The sequence below is a fragment of the Pontiella sulfatireligans genome, from assembly GCF_900890705.1.
In the GTDB taxonomy this organism is placed as follows: Bacteria; Verrucomicrobiota; Kiritimatiellia; order Kiritimatiellales; family Pontiellaceae; genus Pontiella; species Pontiella sulfatireligans.
Window position 1 is genome coordinate 1862165 of the sequence record NZ_CAAHFH010000002.1, and the last position, 20013, is coordinate 1882177.

12 protein-coding genes and 2 pseudogenes are annotated in these 20013 nt (G+C 55.6%); 3 read left to right on the plus strand and 11 right to left on the minus strand.

The features are described 5' to 3' along the window. The first annotated feature begins 83 nt into the window (after nt 1-83). Entirely contained in the window at nt 84-1238 is a 1155-nt protein-coding gene (locus tag SCARR_RS20650) for an AraC family transcriptional regulator (RefSeq protein ID WP_136063540.1), read from the plus strand. A 223-nt stretch (nt 1239-1461) separates the two neighbouring features. On the opposite strand, the gene SCARR_RS20655 is transcribed toward SCARR_RS20650, so the two are convergent. From SCARR_RS20655 to SCARR_RS20690, 8 genes and pseudogenes are all read right to left on the minus strand, one after another. Further along, complete coding sequence (locus tag SCARR_RS20655; RefSeq protein ID WP_136063541.1) at nt 1462-2946, minus strand: MFS transporter; 1485 nt, start codon at nt 2944-2946, stop codon at nt 1462-1464. An 8-nt stretch (nt 2947-2954) separates the two neighbouring features. Continuing rightward, complete coding sequence (locus SCARR_RS20660) at nt 2955-3965, minus strand: glycoside hydrolase family 43 protein (RefSeq protein WP_136063542.1); 1011 nt, start codon at nt 3963-3965, stop codon at nt 2955-2957. A 102-nt stretch (nt 3966-4067) separates the two neighbouring features. Beyond that, nucleotides 4068-4625 carry a nitroreductase family protein gene (locus tag SCARR_RS20665; RefSeq protein ID WP_136063543.1) on the minus strand — a complete coding sequence of 186 codons (558 nt, stop codon included), beginning with the start codon at nt 4623-4625 and terminating at the stop codon, nt 4068-4070. Between the two features lie 8 nt (nt 4626-4633). Beyond that, entirely contained in the window at nt 4634-5623 is a 990-nt protein-coding gene (locus tag SCARR_RS20670) for an ATP-binding protein (RefSeq protein WP_136063544.1), read from the minus strand. A 181-nt stretch (nt 5624-5804) separates the two neighbouring features. Beyond that, a pseudogene (locus SCARR_RS20675) lies at nt 5805-7157 on the minus strand (transposase); the annotation flags it as partial. A gap of 87 nt (nt 7158-7244) precedes the next feature. Continuing rightward, nucleotides 7245-7601: pseudogene (locus tag SCARR_RS20680) on the minus strand (AlbA family DNA-binding domain-containing protein); the annotation flags it as partial. A 510-nt stretch (nt 7602-8111) separates the two neighbouring features. Next, nucleotides 8112-8894: a hypothetical protein gene (locus tag SCARR_RS20685; protein ID WP_136063546.1), complete on the minus strand. Its 783-nt coding sequence runs from the start codon at nt 8892-8894 to the stop codon at nt 8112-8114. Nucleotide 8895: 1 nt separating this feature from the next. Then, nucleotides 8896-10968, minus strand: coding sequence for a sodium-translocating pyrophosphatase (locus tag SCARR_RS20690; protein ID WP_136063547.1), 2073 nt, complete (start codon nt 10966-10968; stop codon nt 8896-8898). A 348-nt stretch (nt 10969-11316) separates the two neighbouring features. On the opposite strand from SCARR_RS20690, the gene SCARR_RS20695 reads away from it, so the two are divergent. Then, nucleotides 11317-13608 carry a sodium-translocating pyrophosphatase gene (locus SCARR_RS20695; RefSeq protein WP_136063548.1) on the plus strand — a complete coding sequence of 764 codons (2292 nt, stop codon included), beginning with the start codon at nt 11317-11319 and terminating at the stop codon, nt 13606-13608. 324 nt (nt 13609-13932) lie between these two features. Here the strand turns inward: SCARR_RS20695 and SCARR_RS20700 are convergent, their stop codons facing one another. Together SCARR_RS20700 and SCARR_RS20705 are read right to left on the minus strand one after the other, a co-directional pair. After that, entirely contained in the window at nt 13933-15243 is a 1311-nt protein-coding gene (locus tag SCARR_RS20700; protein ID WP_136063549.1) for a hypothetical protein, read from the minus strand. Nucleotides 15244-15425: 182 nt separating this feature from the next. Further along, complete coding sequence (locus tag SCARR_RS20705; RefSeq protein WP_136063550.1) at nt 15426-17348, minus strand: hypothetical protein; 1923 nt, start codon at nt 17346-17348, stop codon at nt 15426-15428. A 372-nt stretch (nt 17349-17720) separates the two neighbouring features. On the opposite strand from SCARR_RS20705, the gene SCARR_RS20710 reads away from it, so the two are divergent. Further along, nucleotides 17721-19016: a glycosyltransferase family 2 protein gene (locus SCARR_RS20710; RefSeq protein WP_168433493.1), complete on the plus strand. Its 1296-nt coding sequence runs from the start codon at nt 17721-17723 to the stop codon at nt 19014-19016. A 50-nt stretch (nt 19017-19066) separates the two neighbouring features. Here the strand turns inward: SCARR_RS20710 and SCARR_RS20715 are convergent, their stop codons facing one another. After that, on the minus strand, nt 19067-19894 hold the full coding sequence (locus SCARR_RS20715; RefSeq protein WP_136063552.1) for a PaaX family transcriptional regulator C-terminal domain-containing protein: 828 nt from the start codon (nt 19892-19894) through the stop codon (nt 19067-19069). Nucleotides 19895-20013 lie beyond the last annotated feature (119 nt).

The window sequence follows — 20013 nt, forward strand, 5'->3', positions numbered from 1 at the left end:
TAAATATGAAACTATCCACGAACGATTGACACAGCTCAGAAATCCGTCTATTAACCTTAAAACTCCAAATTGGTGAAACTAGGATGATTAAACGAAAGCATATTATGCTGCTGCTCGAATGGTACGATTACCGCATCCATCGCGGCGTGGCGCAAGTGGCGCGCCAAGCCGGATGGCAGCTCAACTGCCCCAAAGACCCCATCACCAACGAGGGCTTTCTAAAAGACTGGAAGGGCGACGGATGTATCGCGCTTTTGCAATGCACCGAGACGCTGGAATATTTCCGAACCCACAAAATCCCACTGGTCGACCTCGGCCTCGGCGAGCATAAGCTCCCCATACCGCGGGTCGTGACGGACAACCGGGAAATCGGACGCATGGCCGCCGAGCATTTCCGCGACCACGGCTACCGCGAAGTTTTTGCACTGGGCCCCGGCAACGTGCGTATGTATCAGGAACGGCTCGATGCATTGCAGGAGTTTATGGAGGAAGATGGCGGTTCCGTGACGGTTCTCCAAACATCGGAAAACATGCAACGGGCCGTGATCCAGGAGTTGGAAGAAATTGCGAATCAACGCAACCATCGCCTTGAGGAGCTATCGTTGGGATTCTTTGCCTACACGGATGTTATGGCCGCGGAACTGATCTCCATTTGCCTCCAGCATGAACTCCGCGTTCCCGAAAACATCGCCGTATTGGGCGTTGATAATGACGATTTGATTAACGCGGGGCTTACCGTTGGACTCACCAGTATTGACAGCGACCAAGAGGGGCTGGGCCGGCAAGCGGCCAACGTCTTGCGGAGCATACTTGAACATCCCCCTAAAAAATCGAAACCCGAACTCATTCGCCATTCGCCCAAGGAAGTAGTCGTGCGGCGAAGCACCGACTGCTACGCCGTGCGGAACCCGCTGGTTTCTGAAGCACTGCACTGGATTCAAAATAATTTTCATACCGGCATACAAGCCACCGATGCGGCCGAAGCCATGGGCGTGACCCAGCAGGGATTGCAAAAGGCATTTGCGGTCAACTACACACGCTCGCCGGGTCAGGAAATTCGATATCAACGGATCCAGTCCGTTGCCCATCTGCTCAGCTGCACCGAAGCCAAACTGGAAGACATTGCTGAGAACTGCGGCTTCTATTCCGTCGACACCCTGATTAACAGCTTCCGCTCCGCATTCGATACGACGCCTGGAAAATACCGTAAAATGAAACGTGAGGAACGGGCGCGTTAGACCAGTACTGTGTCATGAAATATTTGTCCTGTTCGGCAGGACCCCAACTACGTGTGTTTTTTGACCGCAAAGACACGAAGACGCAAAGGGAAAGAGCCCGGTTCCAATCTCTGGAAACAAATGACTGGATTCGCTCCAAACATTAAAAATAAGTTTTTCAGATCCCATTTCTTATTCCTTTGCGTCTTCGTGTCTTTGCGGTCATACACCCGTCATCTGTGTACTAGACCTCTCTGGACTTCCTGCGTTGGGCCAGCTCATCGCCGATCTGATAGTTCAACTCTTTGGAAATCGGATAGAACAGCAGAATGGCAACCGCCACGATAATGAAGGCCGCCGGAGCAACGGAAGTGGCAATACGGATACCCGTAACCGCCCGCTCTGTAAGCTCCACTCCGCCCTCGTAGCCATACATGCCCAGAATATGTCCCTGGATATAGCCACCGACCCCCAATCCGAATTTAAGGGCGAAGACCACGCCTGCGAACGTGAATGCGGTCGCACGGCGGCCCGTCTTCCATTCCGAATAGTCGGCCGAGTCCGCAATCATAGACCACAGTAAAGGTACAGTAGGTCCATAGGCCAATCCCCACAGCGCGCTTTGCCACAGCATGGCGCGGACATTCGTTGCAGGAATATAGAAAAGCCAGAGGGTCACGAGCAGGGTAACCACAAGTGATCCTACAAAAACCATCCTCTTCCCGAAGAGCTTCGACAGAGGCTTGGAGCTTAGTACGCCAAGGAACATGGTAAAGGTACCCAGCATGCCCATGATGCCGTAGGCCACACTGGGCACATTGGAATGATCCGGCTTGAGCAGATAACCGAACGCGTTCAGCACCTTTCCGAAGCCGGTCGGAGCAACCCCTTCAACCGACTGGAGCCCCATGCTTCCGATGAAATCAGCCAACGCCTGCTGATCGGCAAAGTGTTCCATGAAAAGGGGTATGGATCCGCCGCGAACCACCAGCATGATGAAAATCATCAGTGTGGCGCTAAAAAGAATAACCCACGGGCGGTTCTTGAAGGTATCGAGCATGTCCTGTCTTGCGGAAGACTGCTGGTCCGGGTCGGGCTCCACCCGTTCCCTCACCGAGAAGAAGCAAATCACAAAAAGCACAATGGTCACTAGCGCGAAAATGCCCATCGTGATCGACCAGCCCTTGGCATCGTCTCCTTGCCCGAATTTATCAACCAGCGGCAACGTCATGCCTTGAACGATGAACGAAACGATCATCACACAAACAAACCGAAACGTAGAAAGACTGGTGCGTTCGTCCACGTCGCCTGTCATCACCCCGTTCAGCGCACAGTAAGGTACATTGTTGACGGTATATATGGCCATCAGCAGAAAATACATGGCGTAGGCATAGACCATCTGTCCCGTGGGCGACCATCCGGGACTGGTAAAGGTCAGCCAGAAAATGGCGGCAAAAGGCAGTGCCGACCAAATCAACCAGGGACGGAAGCGTCCCCATTTCGTTTGAGTGCGATCGGCAATGAAACCCATCGCCGGGTCGGTAAAGGCATCGAAAAAACGGCCAATCAGGAACAGGAGCCCCGCGGCCTTGGGACTGAGCCCCATGACCGTGGTAAAGAACATGAACTGATACGCCATAAGCACCTGGAAAACCAAATTGGCTGCTCCGTCGCCCAAGCTGTACCCTGCCTTTTCGCGAAATGATAGTTTCTGATGAAAGTGTCCCATATTACCCCTTAATCCTCAGCGAGATCATGATGTTTCAGCGGTTCCATTCTACCCCCGCCGTCGATGGTGCAGATCGTTCCGTCTTCACGGAATTCCAGTTCGCAAACTTTCATGCTGCGCAGCCAGGTCTTTCCCCCCGAGGGCACACAGTCGTGGTAAAACAGATACCACTTGCCTTTAAACGCCGCAATCGAATGGTGCGTGGTCCACCCAACAACCGGAGTCAGGATCACGCCCTCGTAGGTGAAGGGTCCATATGGATTATCCCCCATCGCATAGCAAATTTTCTGCGTATTGCCCGTGGAATACGAGAAGTAGTATTTCCCCTGGTATTCATGCACCCACGCCGCTTCGAAAAAACGGCGATCATGATCTCCGGCTTTCAGCTCTTCGCCATTTTCATCGAGGAGCAGGACGGCGCGCGGCTCTTCGCCAAACTGGAACATATCATCGCTCAGCTTCACCACCCGCGCGGGCAATGCCGGCTCGTTGTCCAAAGGCTCTTGCCCGCCCTCAACGGCTTTGTTGCTTCGATAGGACTGCAGCTGCCCGCCCCAGATGCCGCCAAAATACATATAGTGCGAGCCGTCCGCATCGCGGAAGACACAGGGATCAATCGAGTAGCTTCCTTCGAGCGGCTTCTCCTGCGGAATGAAAGGCCCTTCGGGCTTATCGCTGATGGCCACGCCGATACGGAAAATGTCATTCTGATCCTTAACGGGAAAATACAGGTAGTACTTACCGTCCTTGCAGGCGCAGTCGCAATCCCACAACTGACGCCCTGCCCAGGGGATATCCTCCACATCCAGCGCAACCCCGTGATCCGTAACTTCGCCATCGATTTCATCCATCGAAAAAACGTGGTAATCGCACATGGCGAAATGATCGCCATTGTCATTTTCAGGAATGCCCGCATCGATGTCGTGCGAAGGATAAATATACAACTTTCCGTCGAACACATGCGCATGCGGGTCTGCCGTGTATAGATGCGGCACCAGATATCTTGTCCATTTCGCCATTCAGATCACCATTGGTTCATCTTTGAAAAAGAAGTGTATGCCAGCGGCCCGATACGAACAATCAGTACTCATGAATGCTATATCGTGTTTTTTGAAACCGTATTAAATCCATTTAGCGATTTCGGCGGCAGAAAACCGCGGCCGGGTTTTGCGCTCCCCCGCCGGCCAGCCGACGGTGATGAGGCTGACGGGCTTGATCGAACGCGGCCAGCCAACGATGCGGCTCACCAGCTTCGGCTTGATCCAGCCGATCCAGCAGGTGCCCAGCCCGAGCTCCTCGGCCTGCAGCACCAGATGCTCGCCGGCAATGCCGAGGTCGAGCTGCGGGTAATCGACGCCCGAGATTTTCGTTCCCACCGCGTGAACAATGCCCGACCGCTCCATGCCCAGCGCAATGATCGCCCCCGCATTTACTGCCCATTTCATTGGGATGCCTTTCAGAAAGGATTCATTGACCAGCCGCATCCGGGTTGCTTCGTCTTCCACCACCGCAAACCGCCACGGCTGCTTGTTGCAAGCCGACGGCGCCAGCCGCGCCGCTTCGAGCATCAACTCCAGATGTTCCCGCGGCACCGGCTTTGGCTCGTACGACCGGCAGCTGGTCCGGTGCTTCACTAAATTGATGAATGGCTGACTTTCCATAGTTTCACTAAAACTCATTAAAAACCCTATTTATCCAGAACTTCCCAAGAACCGCCTTTATCGGGTCCGACGCGCTTTAACACACCCATTTTCTTAAGCTTATCAATGTTTTTATCAATCGCCGTTGTACTGATGCCGATTGTTTCCGCCATTTCGCGTTTGCTGACGGCAGGATTTTTTGAAACGAGCAAAAGAATAGTCCGCTGACTTTCCACCAACCGACCTGCCAACCTTTCTACCAACCTTTCCGCCAACCCCGAACCGGGCATGTCCGGTGAACTTTTCGGTGAACTTTCCTCCGCCCCCTCATAGCGGAAGATCACCCGCAGGAAATTCGGGCGGATTTCGAACACCTCCCGACCGTAGCGCTCCAGGATGCGCGGCACGCCGCTGCCCAGCTGCTCGACCATTTCCAGATCGCGGAACACCCGCATGATTTCCTTGTTACGGGGCGAGGAGTAGCCGTTAAAGAAATCGTCCCGCGTCACACCATAGGGCAGACCACCCGCGGATGTGATTTCCAGACGGTCGGAAAAGAACTCGAACTTGGGGCAGGCGCCGTTGGAATAGTCGTTGTGGACAATGGCATTAATCACCGCCTCGCGCATGGCGCGGCCATGAATCATCTCGCGCTCTTCCCGCAAGGGATAGCCGATCCGGGTGTAAATCGTGTTTTCAACATCCATCCGCTCCAGCACCCCTTTGAGCGCTTTCACGAGCGAACAGCGGCCATAGTCGCGGTTTTCAATCAATTCAACCCGCGTAGCATCGGCATATTTGGCCACCTGAATGGAAACCCCGTTTTCGTCGGCCAGCAGATAGGCGGCATAGTTGGGTTTCCCCTCCGGCGTCAGCAGTTCCAAATTCTGCATAAAGGCGGTATTCAGCTGGAGACCGCGCGCCTCGTAATAAATTTTGAGTTGCTCAAACGCCAGGTCAAGGCGGGTGGACGGCATGCGGCCGATCATGTTCCGAACGCGCCGGCCGTAGAGCGACTCGATCATTTCCTGCGTCATAGCAGTCTGTCGGAGTTAGAACCCCGCACTGGCGACATCCCGGCATGAACTTATCAAGTAAAAGAGGCAAAGGCCGGGCGAAGCAAGAAAATGTCTGAAAATACGCCCGAAAATGTGCCGACAGTGCATTGGCGTGCTGTTTTGCGGTTGCCGCCGGGTGTTTCGGGGCACGCGCCGCCATGAGCTTGAATATTTTCTTTAGATTGTAACTGAGGCAGACGAGGCTCCATTCGGTTTCGGCTTTCTCCTTCCCCCTCATCGAGAAGCGGCGGAAGCCGAGCACTTCCTTGATAACCCCGAAAACGGGTTCGACGGTTTGCTTGCGCTGCTTGTAGAGCGCCTTCCCTTCGGGGGTCTTGAGACGGTAGGCCATCTGTTCCTTGATGGGTGCGCCAGGTGGCGGCGGGGTCGGCAGCGGTTGCTTCTCGAGGTCGGCAACGCTGACGTGGTGCGAGCCTTTGGCCATGGCGCTGTACACCGTCGGCCCGCCACCGGTTTCGGCGTCTTTGACGGCCTTCTCACTGTAGTAGCCGGTATCGGTCAATACGCTTTCCGGAGTGGCCGCTTCCTCAGGAATGCTTGCGAGAACAGGATTGAGCTGCTCTTTGTCATTGGGCGCATCGGTGACGAGCTGACCAACGATGAGATAGGTTTCGGTGTCTACAGCGGCCTGCGCGTTGTAGGCCTGTTCGAAGTGGCTGCCGTTGCCGGCCTTCATGATGCGGCTTTCGGGGTCGGTAAAATTGTATTGCTTCTTATCCGGCGGCTCTGCGGATGGAGGTTTAGGTTCTTTTCCCCGCGGTTTCTTGTTTTTACGCTTTTCCTCGAAGGCCGTTTTCTTCTCTTCGTACTCGGCCTGTTTTTGTTTGCGCTCCTCTTCGTAGCGCGCCTTGATCACTGCCCGGGCGTGCTCCAGGCTCTTGATGCGGTCTTCGCGCCGGACGATTTCGTCCGGGATGCTCAGCCCGTCATCAAGCGGGACGTTATCGACCTGCTCGGCTTTGGCGGCGAGTTGTTCGACTTCCTTGCGCAGCAGTTCGACCTGCTCGCCGGCATGCTTGTAGCTGACAGCGGAATGCTTGCTGGCACTGGCTTTGATCTTGGTGCCATCGACGCTCACGGTGCCGACCTTTTTGAGACCGGCGGTTTCCTGCGCCATGAGCAGCACCCGTACAAAAGCCTTTTCGAACAGCTCGCGGTTCGTGCGGCGAAAGGCACAGATCGTGTCGTGATCGGGATGCAGGCTGCCGCCGCAGATGTAGCGAACGATGACGTCCGACCAGGTCGCATCCTCGATCCCGCGCGAGGAGAAGCGGCCCGTGGCGTAGCAATAGATCAGCAGAGTCAGCATCATGCGCGGCGGATACTGCTCGTCGCCAGTTCCCCGAAGGTTGAAGCGGAAGTCTCCAGCGGGAAGCCGGTCCACCGCATCGATCAGGAAATGCACAATGTGCTTCTGAGGAATCCAGTCGCGCAGGTCTGGCGGAAGCAGCATCGGGGTGTCGCGGTCGAGGTTCTTGAGTCGTGTGGCCATCACTTCCTTTTGGTTAAGACAGGCATAGACTGGCACAGTCTCATGAATATTGAAATATTATTCGCAAGCTAAGTCCGACAGACTGCTAGGCTCCGATGCGCTCCCAACGCGCAGAAAACACCCCTTTTCCGTCATGCCGTATTTTCGAAGGTAATACGGCTTCTCCTGTCCGCCTGCGATCGTGATGCGCACCACGTTCTTCCCGTCATGCTTTTCAAGTACCAGATCAAAAAGCCCCATGATGGACGGCTGGATATTGTTTTTGAGGCGATCCTTCACCGCCAGCTGAACCGCATCGCAATCCGCGATCCCGACCACTTCGCCATCGGCATCGATCCCCAGATGGATCACCCCGCCATCCTGATAATTCAGAAATGCGACCACCTCTTTTTCCAGCGAATCCGTCAGCTGACGTTTATATTCAATGCGGTTCGATTCCGTCATACATCAAATCCTCTCACTCACCGTCCAAAATCACCCGATCCCGCCATCATCCTTGGCAAAGTCCCGCATGCTTTCTGCCTCCGGCAACTCGTGTAGTGCTTCACCAATTCGATGACCGGTTGGTTTTCCATATGGTGAAAGCTAGCACAGCCGGAATGTTCCGGCCATTGGAACTAACACCCAAATACCACGACCCTGCCAGACCTCGTTTGTAGAATCCCCATGGCATGAGTTGAATGGAGGGCGACGCTCCGTCGGAGCCCCGAACTACGTAGATTGATGCTCCAGTATTAACCCGGACGGGAGATGACGAAACGGATGGCCGTGATGGCGGCCATGCTCACGGAAAAAGCGACGGGGACGTCGCTTCTACGAATATGCCAAGACCGACCTGAAGACGGTACCAAACGGATTGGCTCACAGAGCCAACTCTACAACACGCACTGGTGTAGCGTCGGCTCTATGAGCCGATTGCGTCTACGGCGGCAACTCAATCGTGACACTCCCTAGCTACATGGTTCGCCAGAACTTGAGATTCTTGGCCTCGATTTCGCGTTGGCTTGGCAACGGATAGAAGATGTTTTCGCCTTCTGTGGCAAAGGTGAAGCCGTGCTTCAACTGGCGGTAGGAAATGCTGTCAAGGTTGCTGTCCAGGGAGAGCCCCTTGCTGTTCTTTTCCGGACTGGTCGTCAGATCGAGAAAGGCGTCCCTGATCGTTGATGGATGCAGGGCTGCCACCGGGGAGGGCTTGAAGGGATTCTGCTCGAACTCCTTGAGGAATTCCGGGATATCAATGTTGAGCTGGGTATAGAACTGCTTCGGGGCGGCCTTGGTATGGCCGGGCTTGGTGATCCGTTTCCCAAATTCCGGGGGGGTGAGTTTCGACATCACCAGCAGGCGCATGGGCGCAATTTCGGCATAGATCCTGATGGTCTCGGCATGCGATATATCGTGCTCTCCCCGGTCAAGACCGATGCAATGGCCCTCTTCCGTCGACAGGTACAGCCGCCCGATCGCCGAAAAGTCAACATGCTCGAGCACGCGGTAGGAGGCAATGAACTTGGTGGCCTTAAGGCGTCCGTCCTCGTGGGGCATGAGCTCCTTCAGCATGTTTTCTATGTCGAAGTAATCGTTTCGGTAGTCCACATCCACTTCCGCAAAGACCAGCTTGCCGGAATAATGGCGACTGGAACCAGACGTGTAGTGTTTGGCAAACATTTTAGGTTCGAGCTGCGACGCAATCAACGCCGTGTTCGGGTAGAGCACCATATAAAGCCGGTTTTCATAGTTCATTTTACAACCCCCAGTAGTTTTTGAGCATTGGCGCAATCACCAGCGAGATGATGGCCATGAGTTTCAACAGGATATTCAACGACGGTCCGGCGGTATCCTTGAAGGGGTCCCCCACCGTATCGCCGACCACCGCCGCCTTGTGCGCCTCGGAGCCCTTGCCCTGGCTAGCGCCGCATTCGATCATTTTCTTGGCATTGTCCCAAGCCCCGCCGGCATTCGACATGAAGATGGCCAGGACAACCCCCGAAGCCGTCACGCCAATCAGGGTTCCGGCCAGCATTTCAGGACCGCCGATAAACCCGACCAGAACGGGTGTCAGCACGGCAACCACTCCCGGCACAACCATGCCTTTCAGCGCAGAGGCGGTGGAGATATCGACGCACTTTTTGTAGTCCGGCTCTTCGGTCTCTTTCAGGATGCCCGGTTTTTCGCGGAACTGGCGGCGGACTTCTTTAATCATGGCAAAAGCGGCCTCGCCAACGGCGTTCATGGCCATGGAGGAAAATAGATAAGGCAGCACCGCCCCCAGCAGCACGCCGGAAATAACCTTCGCATTCATCAGGTCGATGGTTCCCACGCCAACCTGCTGCCGGTAGGCCGAAAACAGGATGATCGCCGTCAGGGCAGCCGAACCAATGGCAAATCCCTTTCCGATGGCGGCGGTGGTGTTCCCTACGGCGTCAAGCTCATCGGTAATCTCCCGCACCGCCGGAGGAAACTCCGACATTTCGGCCAGGCCGCCGGCATTGTCCGCAATCGGGCCGTAAGCATCGACGGCCAGCTGGACGCCTAGCGTCATCAGCATGCCCAGCGCGGCAATGGCAATGCCGTAGAGCCCGGCCAAAGCCTCGCTGGAAAGGATGGCCGCCACAATAATCACAATCGGGGGAAAGGCCGAAACCATGCCGACGCCCATTCCAGTGATGAGGGTCGTGGCCGGACCGGTCTCGCAGGCTTTCACGATCTTGTTCACCGGCTTGGTATCGGTGCCGGTATAGTATTCCGTAATCATCCCGATCAGCGTGCCGGCCACCATGCCAAGCACCGAGGCGAAGAACACATTGAGCCAGCCCACAGCCGCTTCACCCGCGCCGCCGCCCAAAAAGAAATAGCTGAGCAGGAAGGAGAACACGGCGGCAATGCCCGCCGCGCCAAAGGTTCCCTTGTTCAGGGCCGCTTGCGGCGACTGCCTTTCCTTCACGCGCACCAGCCCCACCCCGATCATCGCGGCAACGATGCCGGCCACCGCAAGCAGGAGGGGGAAGACCACCAGCTTCAGCCGATATGCATCGCTCCCGGCAATACTGACCCCGAGAACCATCGCGCCGATGATTGAGCCCACATAGGACTCGAACAAGTCCGCCCCCATCCCGGCCACATCACCAACATTGTCGCCCACGTTGTCGGCGATGGTGGCCGGATTCCGATGGTCGTCTTCGGGAATTCCCGCCTCGACCTTTCCAACCAAATCCGCCCCAACATCAGCCGCCTTGGTGAAGATGCCGCCGCCCACCCGGGCAAACAAGGCCATCGAGCTCGCACCCAGGCTGAATCCGGTAACAATCGGAAGAATCTGGTCGGCAAGGACTCCAACGGAGGAACCGAAAAACAGCCTCCCAAGAAAAAGAAGGACAAGAAAACCGAGCATGGACAACCCGACCACGCTCATGCCCATCACGCTGCCACCCGTGAACGCAACCTTCAGGGCGGGAATCAAGCCGCCTTGGGCGGCGTGGGTGGTGCGGGTATTGGCGGCGGTGGCCACCTTCATGCCGATGAATCCCGCCAGCGCGGAAGCCATCGCTCCCACCACGAACGCCACAGACTGGTATCTCAACGAACCCTGGTTGGCGATGGCAAGGAAAGCGGCAACAATCAGAACAAAGGGAATCAGAACCTTGTATTCCCGAGTCAGGAACGCCATGGCTCCATCGGCCACGTACCCGCCGATTTTTACGAGCTTGGGATTCTCGACCGGCTGCCCGAAAATCCACTTTGTCTTTATCGCCGCATAGCCCAAGGCGAGAAAACTTCCTCCCGCAACGATTAACAATGTCCAACTGAATGTATCCATTTATATCCTTTTATATCCTTTTTTCATAACGGCCATGCATTCCGGCAGGCTGGTTTAATTGGCTGGGTGGTTATCAGCAAACTTCATCGGGCTAGCCAGCAAAAAGCTGCCGAAAACCGGTTTCAATGGGAAGGGTAGGCACAACGACCAAGTTGTGCAAGAATTCCGTTGAGGGGAAATAGGAAAATAAAACCGGCAAGTCAAGTTTGGTTTCCCAAGCCCTAGAACCAGCAATGCGCAAATTCAGCGCTAAAATGACGCATTTTCCCATTTGATATGCGTTGCCCTTCTCTCTAATGTTTGTTAAATTTTGAGTCTTTTGATTTATAGCTAACAATTGGGGAAACTATGAGCTCAGTCATCACCAGCCTGTGGTGGATCGCGCCGATCGCGTCCATCTTCGCACTGCTGTTCGCGGTCTTTTTCTACAAGAAAATGATGGCCGCCAACGAAGGCAACGAAACCATGATCGAAATTGCGGGGCACGTCCGCGATGGCGCCATGGCCTATCTGATGCGCCAATACAAGGTGGTCATCATTGTCTTCGTCGTGCTGCTTGTGATTCTGCAGGCGCTCGCGCTCTTCGAAATCCAGAATCCGTTCGTGCCGATCGCCTTCCTGACCGGCGGCTTTTTCTCCGGCCTTTGCGGCTATATCGGGATGAAGACGGCCACGGCCGCCTCGTCGCGCACCGCGCAGGGCTGCTCGGAAGGGCTTAACCGCGGACTGATTGTTGCGTTCCGTTCGGGCGCGGTGATGGGCCTCGTCGTGGTCGGTTTCGGTTTGCTCGACATCTGCATCTGGTACTTCGTGCTCGATAAGCTCGTCTACACCACCGAGCACATGGCTGACGGCTGGCACTTCCTCGGAATGGAGCTAGTTCCTGCCGACTGCTCCGTGGCCGAAAAGCTCGTCCACATGACGACCACCATGATCACCTTCGGCATGGGCGCCTCCACTCAGGCGCTGTTTGCCCGCGTGGGCGGCGGCATCTACACCAAGGCGGCCGACGTCGGCGCCGACCTCGTCGGCAAGGTTGAAGCCGGCATTCCGGAAGACGATCCGCGCAACCCGGCCACCATCGCCGACAACGTGGGCGACAATGTGGGCGACGTCGCCGGCATGGGCGCCGACCTCTACGAATCCTACTGTGGCTCGATCCTCGCCACCGCCGCCCTCGGCGCGGCCGTTGGCGCGCACAACGTGATGAACGGCACCGGCACCGAAGCCGATGCGATCGCCCTGGTTACCGCTCCAATGGTTGTGGCCGGCATCGGTACCATTCTATCCATCATCGGCATGTTCCTCGTGAAATGCAAAGAAGGGGCATCCCAGAAAAACCTGCTCAAGGCGCTGCTCACCGGAACGCTGGGCAGCTCAATACTCATCGTGCTGGCGCTGATCGGCATGTGGCTCGGCGGCATGATTGCCGGAGGCATCGTCCTCGCCGTTATTTCCGGCCTTGCTGCCGGCGTGATTATTGGCCAAGCCACCGAGTATTACACTTCCGCTGAATACAAGCCGACCAAAGGCATTGCCGACCAAGCAGTCATGGGCCCGGCCACCACCATTATCGACGGATTGGCGACGGGCATGTATTCCGCCGGCATCCCAGTCATCACCATCGTGGTCGGCATTATCTGCGCCTTTGGCTTTGCGGGTGGTTTCTCTGATATGTCGATGGGGCTCTACGGCATTGGCTTCGCCGCCGTCGGCATGCTCGCCACGCTCGGCATCACGCTGGCCACCGACGCCTATGGCCCGATTGCCGACAACGCCGGCGGCAACGCCGAAATGGCCGGCCTCCCGCCGGAAGTGCGCGAACGCACCGATGCGCTCGACTCGCTCGGCAACACCACCGCCGCCACCGGCAAGGGTTTTGCCATCGGCTCCGCCGCCCTCACCGCCATGGCGCTGCTGGCTGCCTATATTGAAGAAGTAAAAATCTGGATCGCCAAGCTTGCCGGCGAAGGCTCGTTTGCCGGATTCACCGCCGAACAGGCTGAACATGCCGGCATCATGGATTTCGTAGACGCCTTCGAGCTGCACATCATGAACCCGCTGCTGCTCTGCGGCCTTTTCCTCGGCGGCATGATGGCCTTCGTATTCTGCGCCATGACCATGAAAGCGGTCGGACGCGCGGCTGGCGCGATGGTGGAAGAAGTGCGGCGCCAGTTCCGAGAAATCCCCGGCATCATGGAAGGCACCGGCAAGCCGGACTATGCCAGCTGCGTCGCGATTTCGACTAAGGGCGCCCAGCGGGAAATGCTCATGCCCTCCCTGCTCGCCATCATTGTGCCGGTCGCCACCGGCCTGATCCTCGGCGTGCCGGGCGTGATGGGCCTGCTCGCGGGCGGCCTCACCACCGGCTTCGTGCTCGCTACGATGCTCAACAATGCCGGCGGCGCATGGGACAACGCCAAAAAGTATGTGGAAAAAGGCGCGCACGGCGGCAAGGGCTCCGACGCCCACAAAGCAGCCGTCGTCGGCGACACCGTCGGCGACCCCTGCAAAGACACCTCCGGCCCCTCGCTCAACATTCTCATCAAACTGATGACGATGGTCAGCGTCGTCTTCACCCCCGTCGTCGTCAAGTTTTCCCCGGTGATCCAAGACTTCCTGAACATCGCCACCAAATAGTTCCAGCGGCAGGAATTATGAAAAAGGCCACCCCAAATGGGTGGCCTTTTTTACTCGTGACCTGCGCTGCAATATTCCGCTTTGCATCACGTTTTATTACGAGCAAGGGGAGGCACTGGAGGTGGACGATGAATATTCAATGGACAAACATGACGGGATTCGGACCGGTAGCATGGAATCAGGGAGGCCCTCCAGTGGCCATCCTGATAAAGCATCCGCCTAATAAAATCGGGAAGAACGAGCCAAAGCAGCATCCGGTGGAGGAAATACTTCCAGCCTCTCGCTCAACATCCGCAGCAAGCTGATGACGAGGATCAGAGCCTGTTATTTCCCTGCGCTTCCAGCCTCATACAAAATTCCAAACTCTGGAGATATTTCGTAGACATGATCCTCTTCCCCTTCCGCCTGCCGAATGAAGTTGTTCTTCTTTAGCTCCCGCAGCACGTTGCTGACATTCTGCTTGGACTTGCCGGTCGAATCCACCAGATCCTGGTTCGAAAAGGTGCCGACAGGCAGACCGAGCATGAACTTTTTCTGGCCGGCGGTCAGGCAATTGAGCTTTTCTTCCGTCAGCCTTTTCAAGGCATCGAGCGCCTGCTCTGTTTTCAGCGTACCCACCCGGTTAGGCGAAATGTTTTCCAAAACCAGCATCTCGATGTCGTTCATCACATTCCGAATCCGGCTGTCATGAATTCTGCAGAGCCGCCTAATCAGATCGTCATCCACCGGCTTGATGAATTGCCGGTCTTCGTGGGCCAGCACTTCATAGCGCTTGTTTATGATGGCAATGGTCTCGTTTTCGGTAAAAGGGCGAACGTAGACCGGGTTGCCATAGAAAATGCTCCGCACCCGCTCCTGGGGGGAAACGACCTGCTGAAAGAATCCGCTTCTGGCGACAAATACGAAGTAGGCGTTTTTGATTTGGAGAACATCTCTGATGTCGTCGAAAAACTCCCGGCAGGCATCGGCATCCTTGTCCAACAGGATTTCAACGTTGTCCAAATGGATGAGCACGCCGCGGTAGCCGTTTGCCTGGCACATCGTAATGACTCTGCGGATATAGTCCTCCAGCTGGGTATTTGAAATCTCGCCCTTATGGATGGTGGTGGCCTTTCCCTGCCCAAACTGCAGCCCCGATCCGGCAATCGAAAATCCGTAGGTTTTTCCGCTCTTGCTTTGATAGTAGGTGCCCGTCGTTGCGATTACCTCCATCAGCAGCTGGTTTTCTTCAATCGACTTGTCATCCAGCTCGGTAATGAAGGTGCGGGCCAGACAGCTTAGGATATCGATCAGGAACTGTCGTTTCGTCCAATCCTTCTCCGCCGAGATTTCGCTGATGGGCGTAAAAAGCGGCCGACTCGTTTTGCGCCACCCGTTTCGGTGGTGGTTTACGAGCGACGTCTTGCCGACCCCGATTTTCCCTTCAACCAGCACACAGCCTCCGCCTTCGGATTTGAGGAACTGGTCCAGTTTTTCGCTGGGATTGAGCTCCTCCGTCGTTTCCCGTGGAAGATACGCATTACTCACAGAAAGCTCGGACTGGCTGAAAAGGCTCAACGGCCGGGTTTCGAAGGGATTGCTCAAAAAGCCGTAATTGGCCCAAATCAACGATTCACGATCCAAATCCTGTTCCATGCCTCTGCCTCCGATTATTCGTAAACTGCGGTAAACTGAAATCCAATGTACTCCAGTTTATCCCATGAATAAAGTGAGGAATGAGTAAATTGCAGTAAACTTGAATTTGATTTACCGCGGTCCGACGTGACGAATAGACAGAACCCCGTCTGCAACAATTTGATCTTTGCGGGACATGCCAGCTAATCCTTAAGAATCTGAGTGCCGATCCTTCCTTTGCTGGGATATTCATATTCACCTGCATCCAGATGCTTTTCCAGGATCATCAGCGGTACCGTTGCGCCGGTCTCCCTGTTGAGCATCCTAGCTTCTCCCGAAATTTTCCACCCATCCTTGGTCAGCGTTCTAACTGACGATTTTTGGGCAACGAGACAAACGGTCCCTTGGCTCTTAACCGTAAACTGAAGGGGTTTCTCTGTATTGGTACGGCTTTGGCTTATTTTGAACCCTTTGAACCTATCGGGAATTGAAGCAAAAACCCCGCCCCATTCATCGAGGGATATATCATCGTCGTTCCGAAATCCGCTGAACGGCCTTTTGCAGTATATCTTTGCATATCCACCCGCCTCGGTTCTTTTTTCCGCCCGACTGGAAGGCGCAGCCACGGCCCCGCGCTCGGCCTCGAGGGAAGCCGCCTTAATATTATCGATCCAGATGCTTCCTCTTGGCGGGGCTTTGCCTTGACTGAGCCCAAACCGCATCGACTTCAGATTCCAGACCGTGGAAGCCATTTTCGTGTTGTCCCGGCCGGTTTTGTAGGCATGTTCGATAATGATGCCGCTCTGATCGGGTTTGATGACTTTCAAGATGCTTTTGAACCGATTGCTCTCCTCGGACTTCTTCGACGAAAAGCTGAAATGGAACCAGGGCGATTTGGAAAGGCCGGTCTCTGGGCGATCCAGAAACAGGGATGCCGGGAGATTCTTGTCGAGCTTCCAATTCGGCGCACCCCCTATCCAGCTCCACTTCCCGTCGGGCTGGATTCCCAAAGCTTCGACCCAGCGGCAGCCATCGGCCAGTTCGCCACCTCCCATCAGCAGAGTGAACAGCTCAATGGTTTCGCTGATTCCCCCGGCTTCCAGATCCAGTTTAAAATCAAAATCCAGCGACCAGGTTTCGCCCAAATCCCAGCTTAGCGCGGCCGGCGCCAAAATCGTGCTGTGCGCAGTTTCGAAGTCTATTTTAAGCGCCTTTCCTTCTGATCGGCCGGGCGCTTTCTCGACCTTGAAGCCGACGGAGCTTCCGCGGATAAGAGCCCAGTTCTGCTGCCCGGCCAAGCAACCTTCGTGAAAATCATCGAAGTTGCAGGCATAGCTTTTTGCCCTCGGCTTGGATGAAATATTCAAGTTGTCGATAAATACCGTTCCGTGGGGAGACTCTTTTCCCACAACAAAACCACACGTCATCTCTTCAAGGCTCCAGACTTTTATCTGTTTCGGTTTGTTGTCCGGCTCCGTCGTGTAAACCCGATGCAGCACTGCGACGCCAGCGGAATCGGTTACCGTAAGCACGCTCTCAAAAGCGCCCTGTTCATCCGCCTTGGTTGTTGTGAACACCAAATGGAACCACTTTGAATCGGCGCTCCCCGTTTCCGGCCGGGCGACAAATGTCGAAGCAGGTTGATTGCGCAAAAGCTGCCAGTCGGGAGCACCGCCCCCCCAGCACCATTCACCATCAGGTTCGGTGCCGAGCGCTTCCACCCAGCGGGAGTCCTCTTCCAGCCTGGGGTCGCCCATGGCCAGCAGGAGAAATTCGCGGGTCTCCGGAACCGGCTTCGCGTCCAAATTGAGCCGGAAATCAAATTCGACCGAACTGGTTTCCCCGGGCTTCCAGCTGAGCGTCTCCGGTGCGGAAATCTTACTGTAGGCCCCTTTGAATTCAATTCTAAGCGCCTTGTCCCCGGGATTTCCGCTCTTTCCCGCCCCATCGACCACACGGTAGCCACTGGGCACGCCCAAGATTATTTTCCACCCCTGCTGCCCGCAAATCGAGCCGTCGACATAGTTGTCAAAGGTGTAGGCGGCGGTCGTTCCCTCAGCATTAAAGGCAAAGAGCCCGCCAATAAGGAAAACAAACCATGTTGCCATCCGAATGTTCGTTGTCATGCCACGCCTCCGTACTTGCGCAAAGCCCAAAGCAGGAATACACCCGTTCAATCAAGAAATGCAAGAACCATTCACCGCATGTTAAATAGTATTTGAATGCGTATTTAATATGTTTTTATTCCTGTTCTTATGAAGCCGTGGCAGTAAATGATTCGGCGGTTCCCTCCTGTTCCGGACACGGGCGCCGAGCCAATCGTCGACCGCGACTCTGCAGGAACAGGCGCGCCCAAACCACGGAAGCCATTTCCAACGTTATCCGAGCGGAAAAATAAAGCCTTATGGGGGTTGCCTTTGGATAAAAATCCCTATAAACAACGCCGTCTATTGAAAGAGAAAACAGGATATAACCTTTTTTTTCAGGGGGATATAGATATGGGGTTTCACACAATTGTTAAAACCGGTTTTGAAGTTGCGCTGACAGGGGCGTTTGTTCTTTCGCTCGGCTACTTTATTGTGACCGCATTTGCACTGGCTCTTTCGCGGCTTCGGGACAAGCCTGAGACCATTGAAGACGAGTCGCTCTATCCAACCGTCACCGTCCAGATTCCAACGTACAACGAGCTGGCGGCCTTGAACTGCGCCGCGCGCTGCCTCGACTTCGACTATCCAGCCGACAAGCTGCAGATCATGATCGGCGACGACAGCAACCAACCGGAGCTCTCGGCCCAGATCGACGAATTTGCCGTCGCCAACCCGCGCATCGAAATCAGCCGCCGGGGCGACAACGCCGGCTTTAAACCAGGCAACCTCAACGTGATGCTGCCCAAGGCCACGGGCGACTATCTTTTGATCCTCGATTCCGACTTCCTGCCGAAGCGGGACTTCCTCAAGCGCCTGGTGGTTCCGGTGATCAAGGACCCAACGCTGGCCGGCGCACAGGCGGCTTGGCGCATCATTAACGTGCACGACAACCACAGCACGCTGATGGGCACCGGCATCGTAAACATTATCCACACCGTGATTCTTCCCTTTTTGAAAGCAGCCACGAACCAATGCGTTTTCTGCGGTTCGGGCGAGCTGGTAAAGAAAAGCTATCTCGAAGAGCACGGGGGCTGGACGGCCGGCGCGCTGACGGAGGACGTGGACTACTCGCTACGCGTGATTACCGACGGCAAGCGCATCGCCTATGTTTCCGACCTGCGCATCCGCTGCGAAGTCCCCTACACGCCGGGCGATCTATTCCGCCAGCAAATGCGATGGGCCTATGGCGTAATGCGCGCTTTCATGGCGCACGGCAAGAAGCTGTTCCTTTCGCGCACCATCCAGAAACGCACCAAATTCGCCGCGTTCCTCTTCGGCAGCGGCTATGTTATGATTACCCTGCTCCTGCTCACGATGATTCTCGGAGCATTGAATCTGATTTCCGGCATACTGGGCGTTGACCCGGCCTCGGCGCAAACCTCTTCCTACACCGTCGGCCATTTTGTCTACGATACCGCCGTCAACCTGCTGCTGACCTGCGGCATGCTGGTTTCGTCCATCGCCGCCGGCTTCATCAATGGCTTTGGCTTCCGAAGCATCGGCCGGCTGGTGGCCTCTTCGCTGACCATCGGCGTTATCTGCATGTTCTTTGTTGGCCGCGGCCTCATTACGGCTTGGCTCGGCCTGCCGATGAAGTGGTTCATGCTCAAGAAGGCAGGGAACGACCAGGCCTCCGCTAAGGCATAGCCCGCTCCCCAGAAAAAGCTCTAATCCAAACTCACGGCCGTGAGTTTGGATTAGATGTTTTCTAGACGGGACGCTACGGCGTGCATGATCTGGTTGTGAAGGGAATACACCTTCTCGCCCATGTAGCCGGACGGACGCAACACCCGCGGAAGCAGCGGATCCAGCACGAATGCCGACCGGTAGGCGCCGAGCTCATCCCTAACCAAAAAAGCAAGTGCTTCAGCGTCGCATACGCCGGAGCTGAGCCGGTCTAGGTTTTCGCCGAATACATCGCAGTAGCGTTGCTGGATTTCATTCAGCCGGTCAAAGTTCCAGGCATCGTCCACCACCCGGCGGTTCGGAAGCCCCAGAACCGTGCGCGACTCGAACAGATAGGCGAACGAGTCCACCCCCGCCGCCTTCGCCAAGTCGTCAAACTCCGGCCGGATGTCGTTTGGCGAAATCCACACGCTCTGCTGCAAGCATCCCATATGCAGCCGCTTCAAATATTTGCGCAACCCGTCTCGATAGACGCGGTTCCGCTCAGGGATGTCGTAGACAAAGAGATACCAAATGCCGTTCCACGACCGGTTCCAATATTTTTCAGGCCGGAAATAGGCGGCGAGCACTCCCTCCCCTTCTTCGGTCAGCCGCAGCACCGGTATTCTCCCTCCGCCCTGCCCCGTAACGGCCAGTCCGGATTTGCGAAGCCGGTAGACGGCGTTCCAATACGCCTTCTCGTTTGGATAGCACGACTTTTTCAGCAGCCCCCACCCGCCCTGGGTCAAGAAGGTTGCCGTCAGGTCCAGCATTTCCATCAGCTCAAGCCCGATGCGCCTTTTCACGACCGGAAGACTGATATTGGGATCATGGAACTCCACCCACCTCATGTGTACCATGTTCTAATCCAGACTCACGGCCGTCAATCTGAATTAGAACTATTTTTAGATCCGAGTCATCACACGTGTAAAATGTTAATTGCAGTTTTACGCTTTAATCAGGCACTATCCGCGTTTTG

Bases quoted from the DNA above. Each gene is read 5' to 3' on its own strand.
- SCARR_RS20715 (WP_136063552.1), bottom strand. From the start codon at position 19,894: ATGGTACACATGAGGTGGGTGGAGTTCCATGATCCCAATATCAGTCTT.
- SCARR_RS20655 (WP_136063541.1), bottom strand. From the start codon at position 2,946: ATGGGACACTTTCATCAGAAACTATCATTTCGCGAAAAGGCAGGGTAC.
- SCARR_RS20670 (WP_136063544.1), bottom strand. From the start codon at position 5,623: ATGACGCAGGAAATGATCGAGTCGCTCTACGGCCGGCGCGTTCGGAAC.
- SCARR_RS20660 (WP_136063542.1), bottom strand. From the start codon at position 3,965: ATGGCGAAATGGACAAGATATCTGGTGCCGCATCTATACACGGCAGAC.
- SCARR_RS20710 (WP_168433493.1), top strand. From the start codon at position 17,721: ATGGGGTTTCACACAATTGTTAAAACCGGTTTTGAAGTTGCGCTGACA.
- SCARR_RS20705 (WP_136063550.1), bottom strand. From the start codon at position 17,348: ATGACAACGAACATTCGGATGGCAACATGGTTTGTTTTCCTTATTGGC.
- SCARR_RS20695 (WP_136063548.1), top strand. From the start codon at position 11,317: ATGAGCTCAGTCATCACCAGCCTGTGGTGGATCGCGCCGATCGCGTCC.
- SCARR_RS20665 (WP_136063543.1), bottom strand. From the start codon at position 4,625: ATGAGTTTTAGTGAAACTATGGAAAGTCAGCCATTCATCAATTTAGTG.
- SCARR_RS20690 (WP_136063547.1), bottom strand. From the start codon at position 10,968: ATGGATACATTCAGTTGGACATTGTTAATCGTTGCGGGAGGAAGTTTT.
- SCARR_RS20650 (WP_136063540.1), top strand. From the start codon at position 84: ATGATTAAACGAAAGCATATTATGCTGCTGCTCGAATGGTACGATTAC.
- SCARR_RS20685 (WP_136063546.1), bottom strand. From the start codon at position 8,894: ATGAACTATGAAAACCGGCTTTATATGGTGCTCTACCCGAACACGGCG.
- SCARR_RS20700 (WP_136063549.1), bottom strand. From the start codon at position 15,243: ATGGAACAGGATTTGGATCGTGAATCGTTGATTTGGGCCAATTACGGC.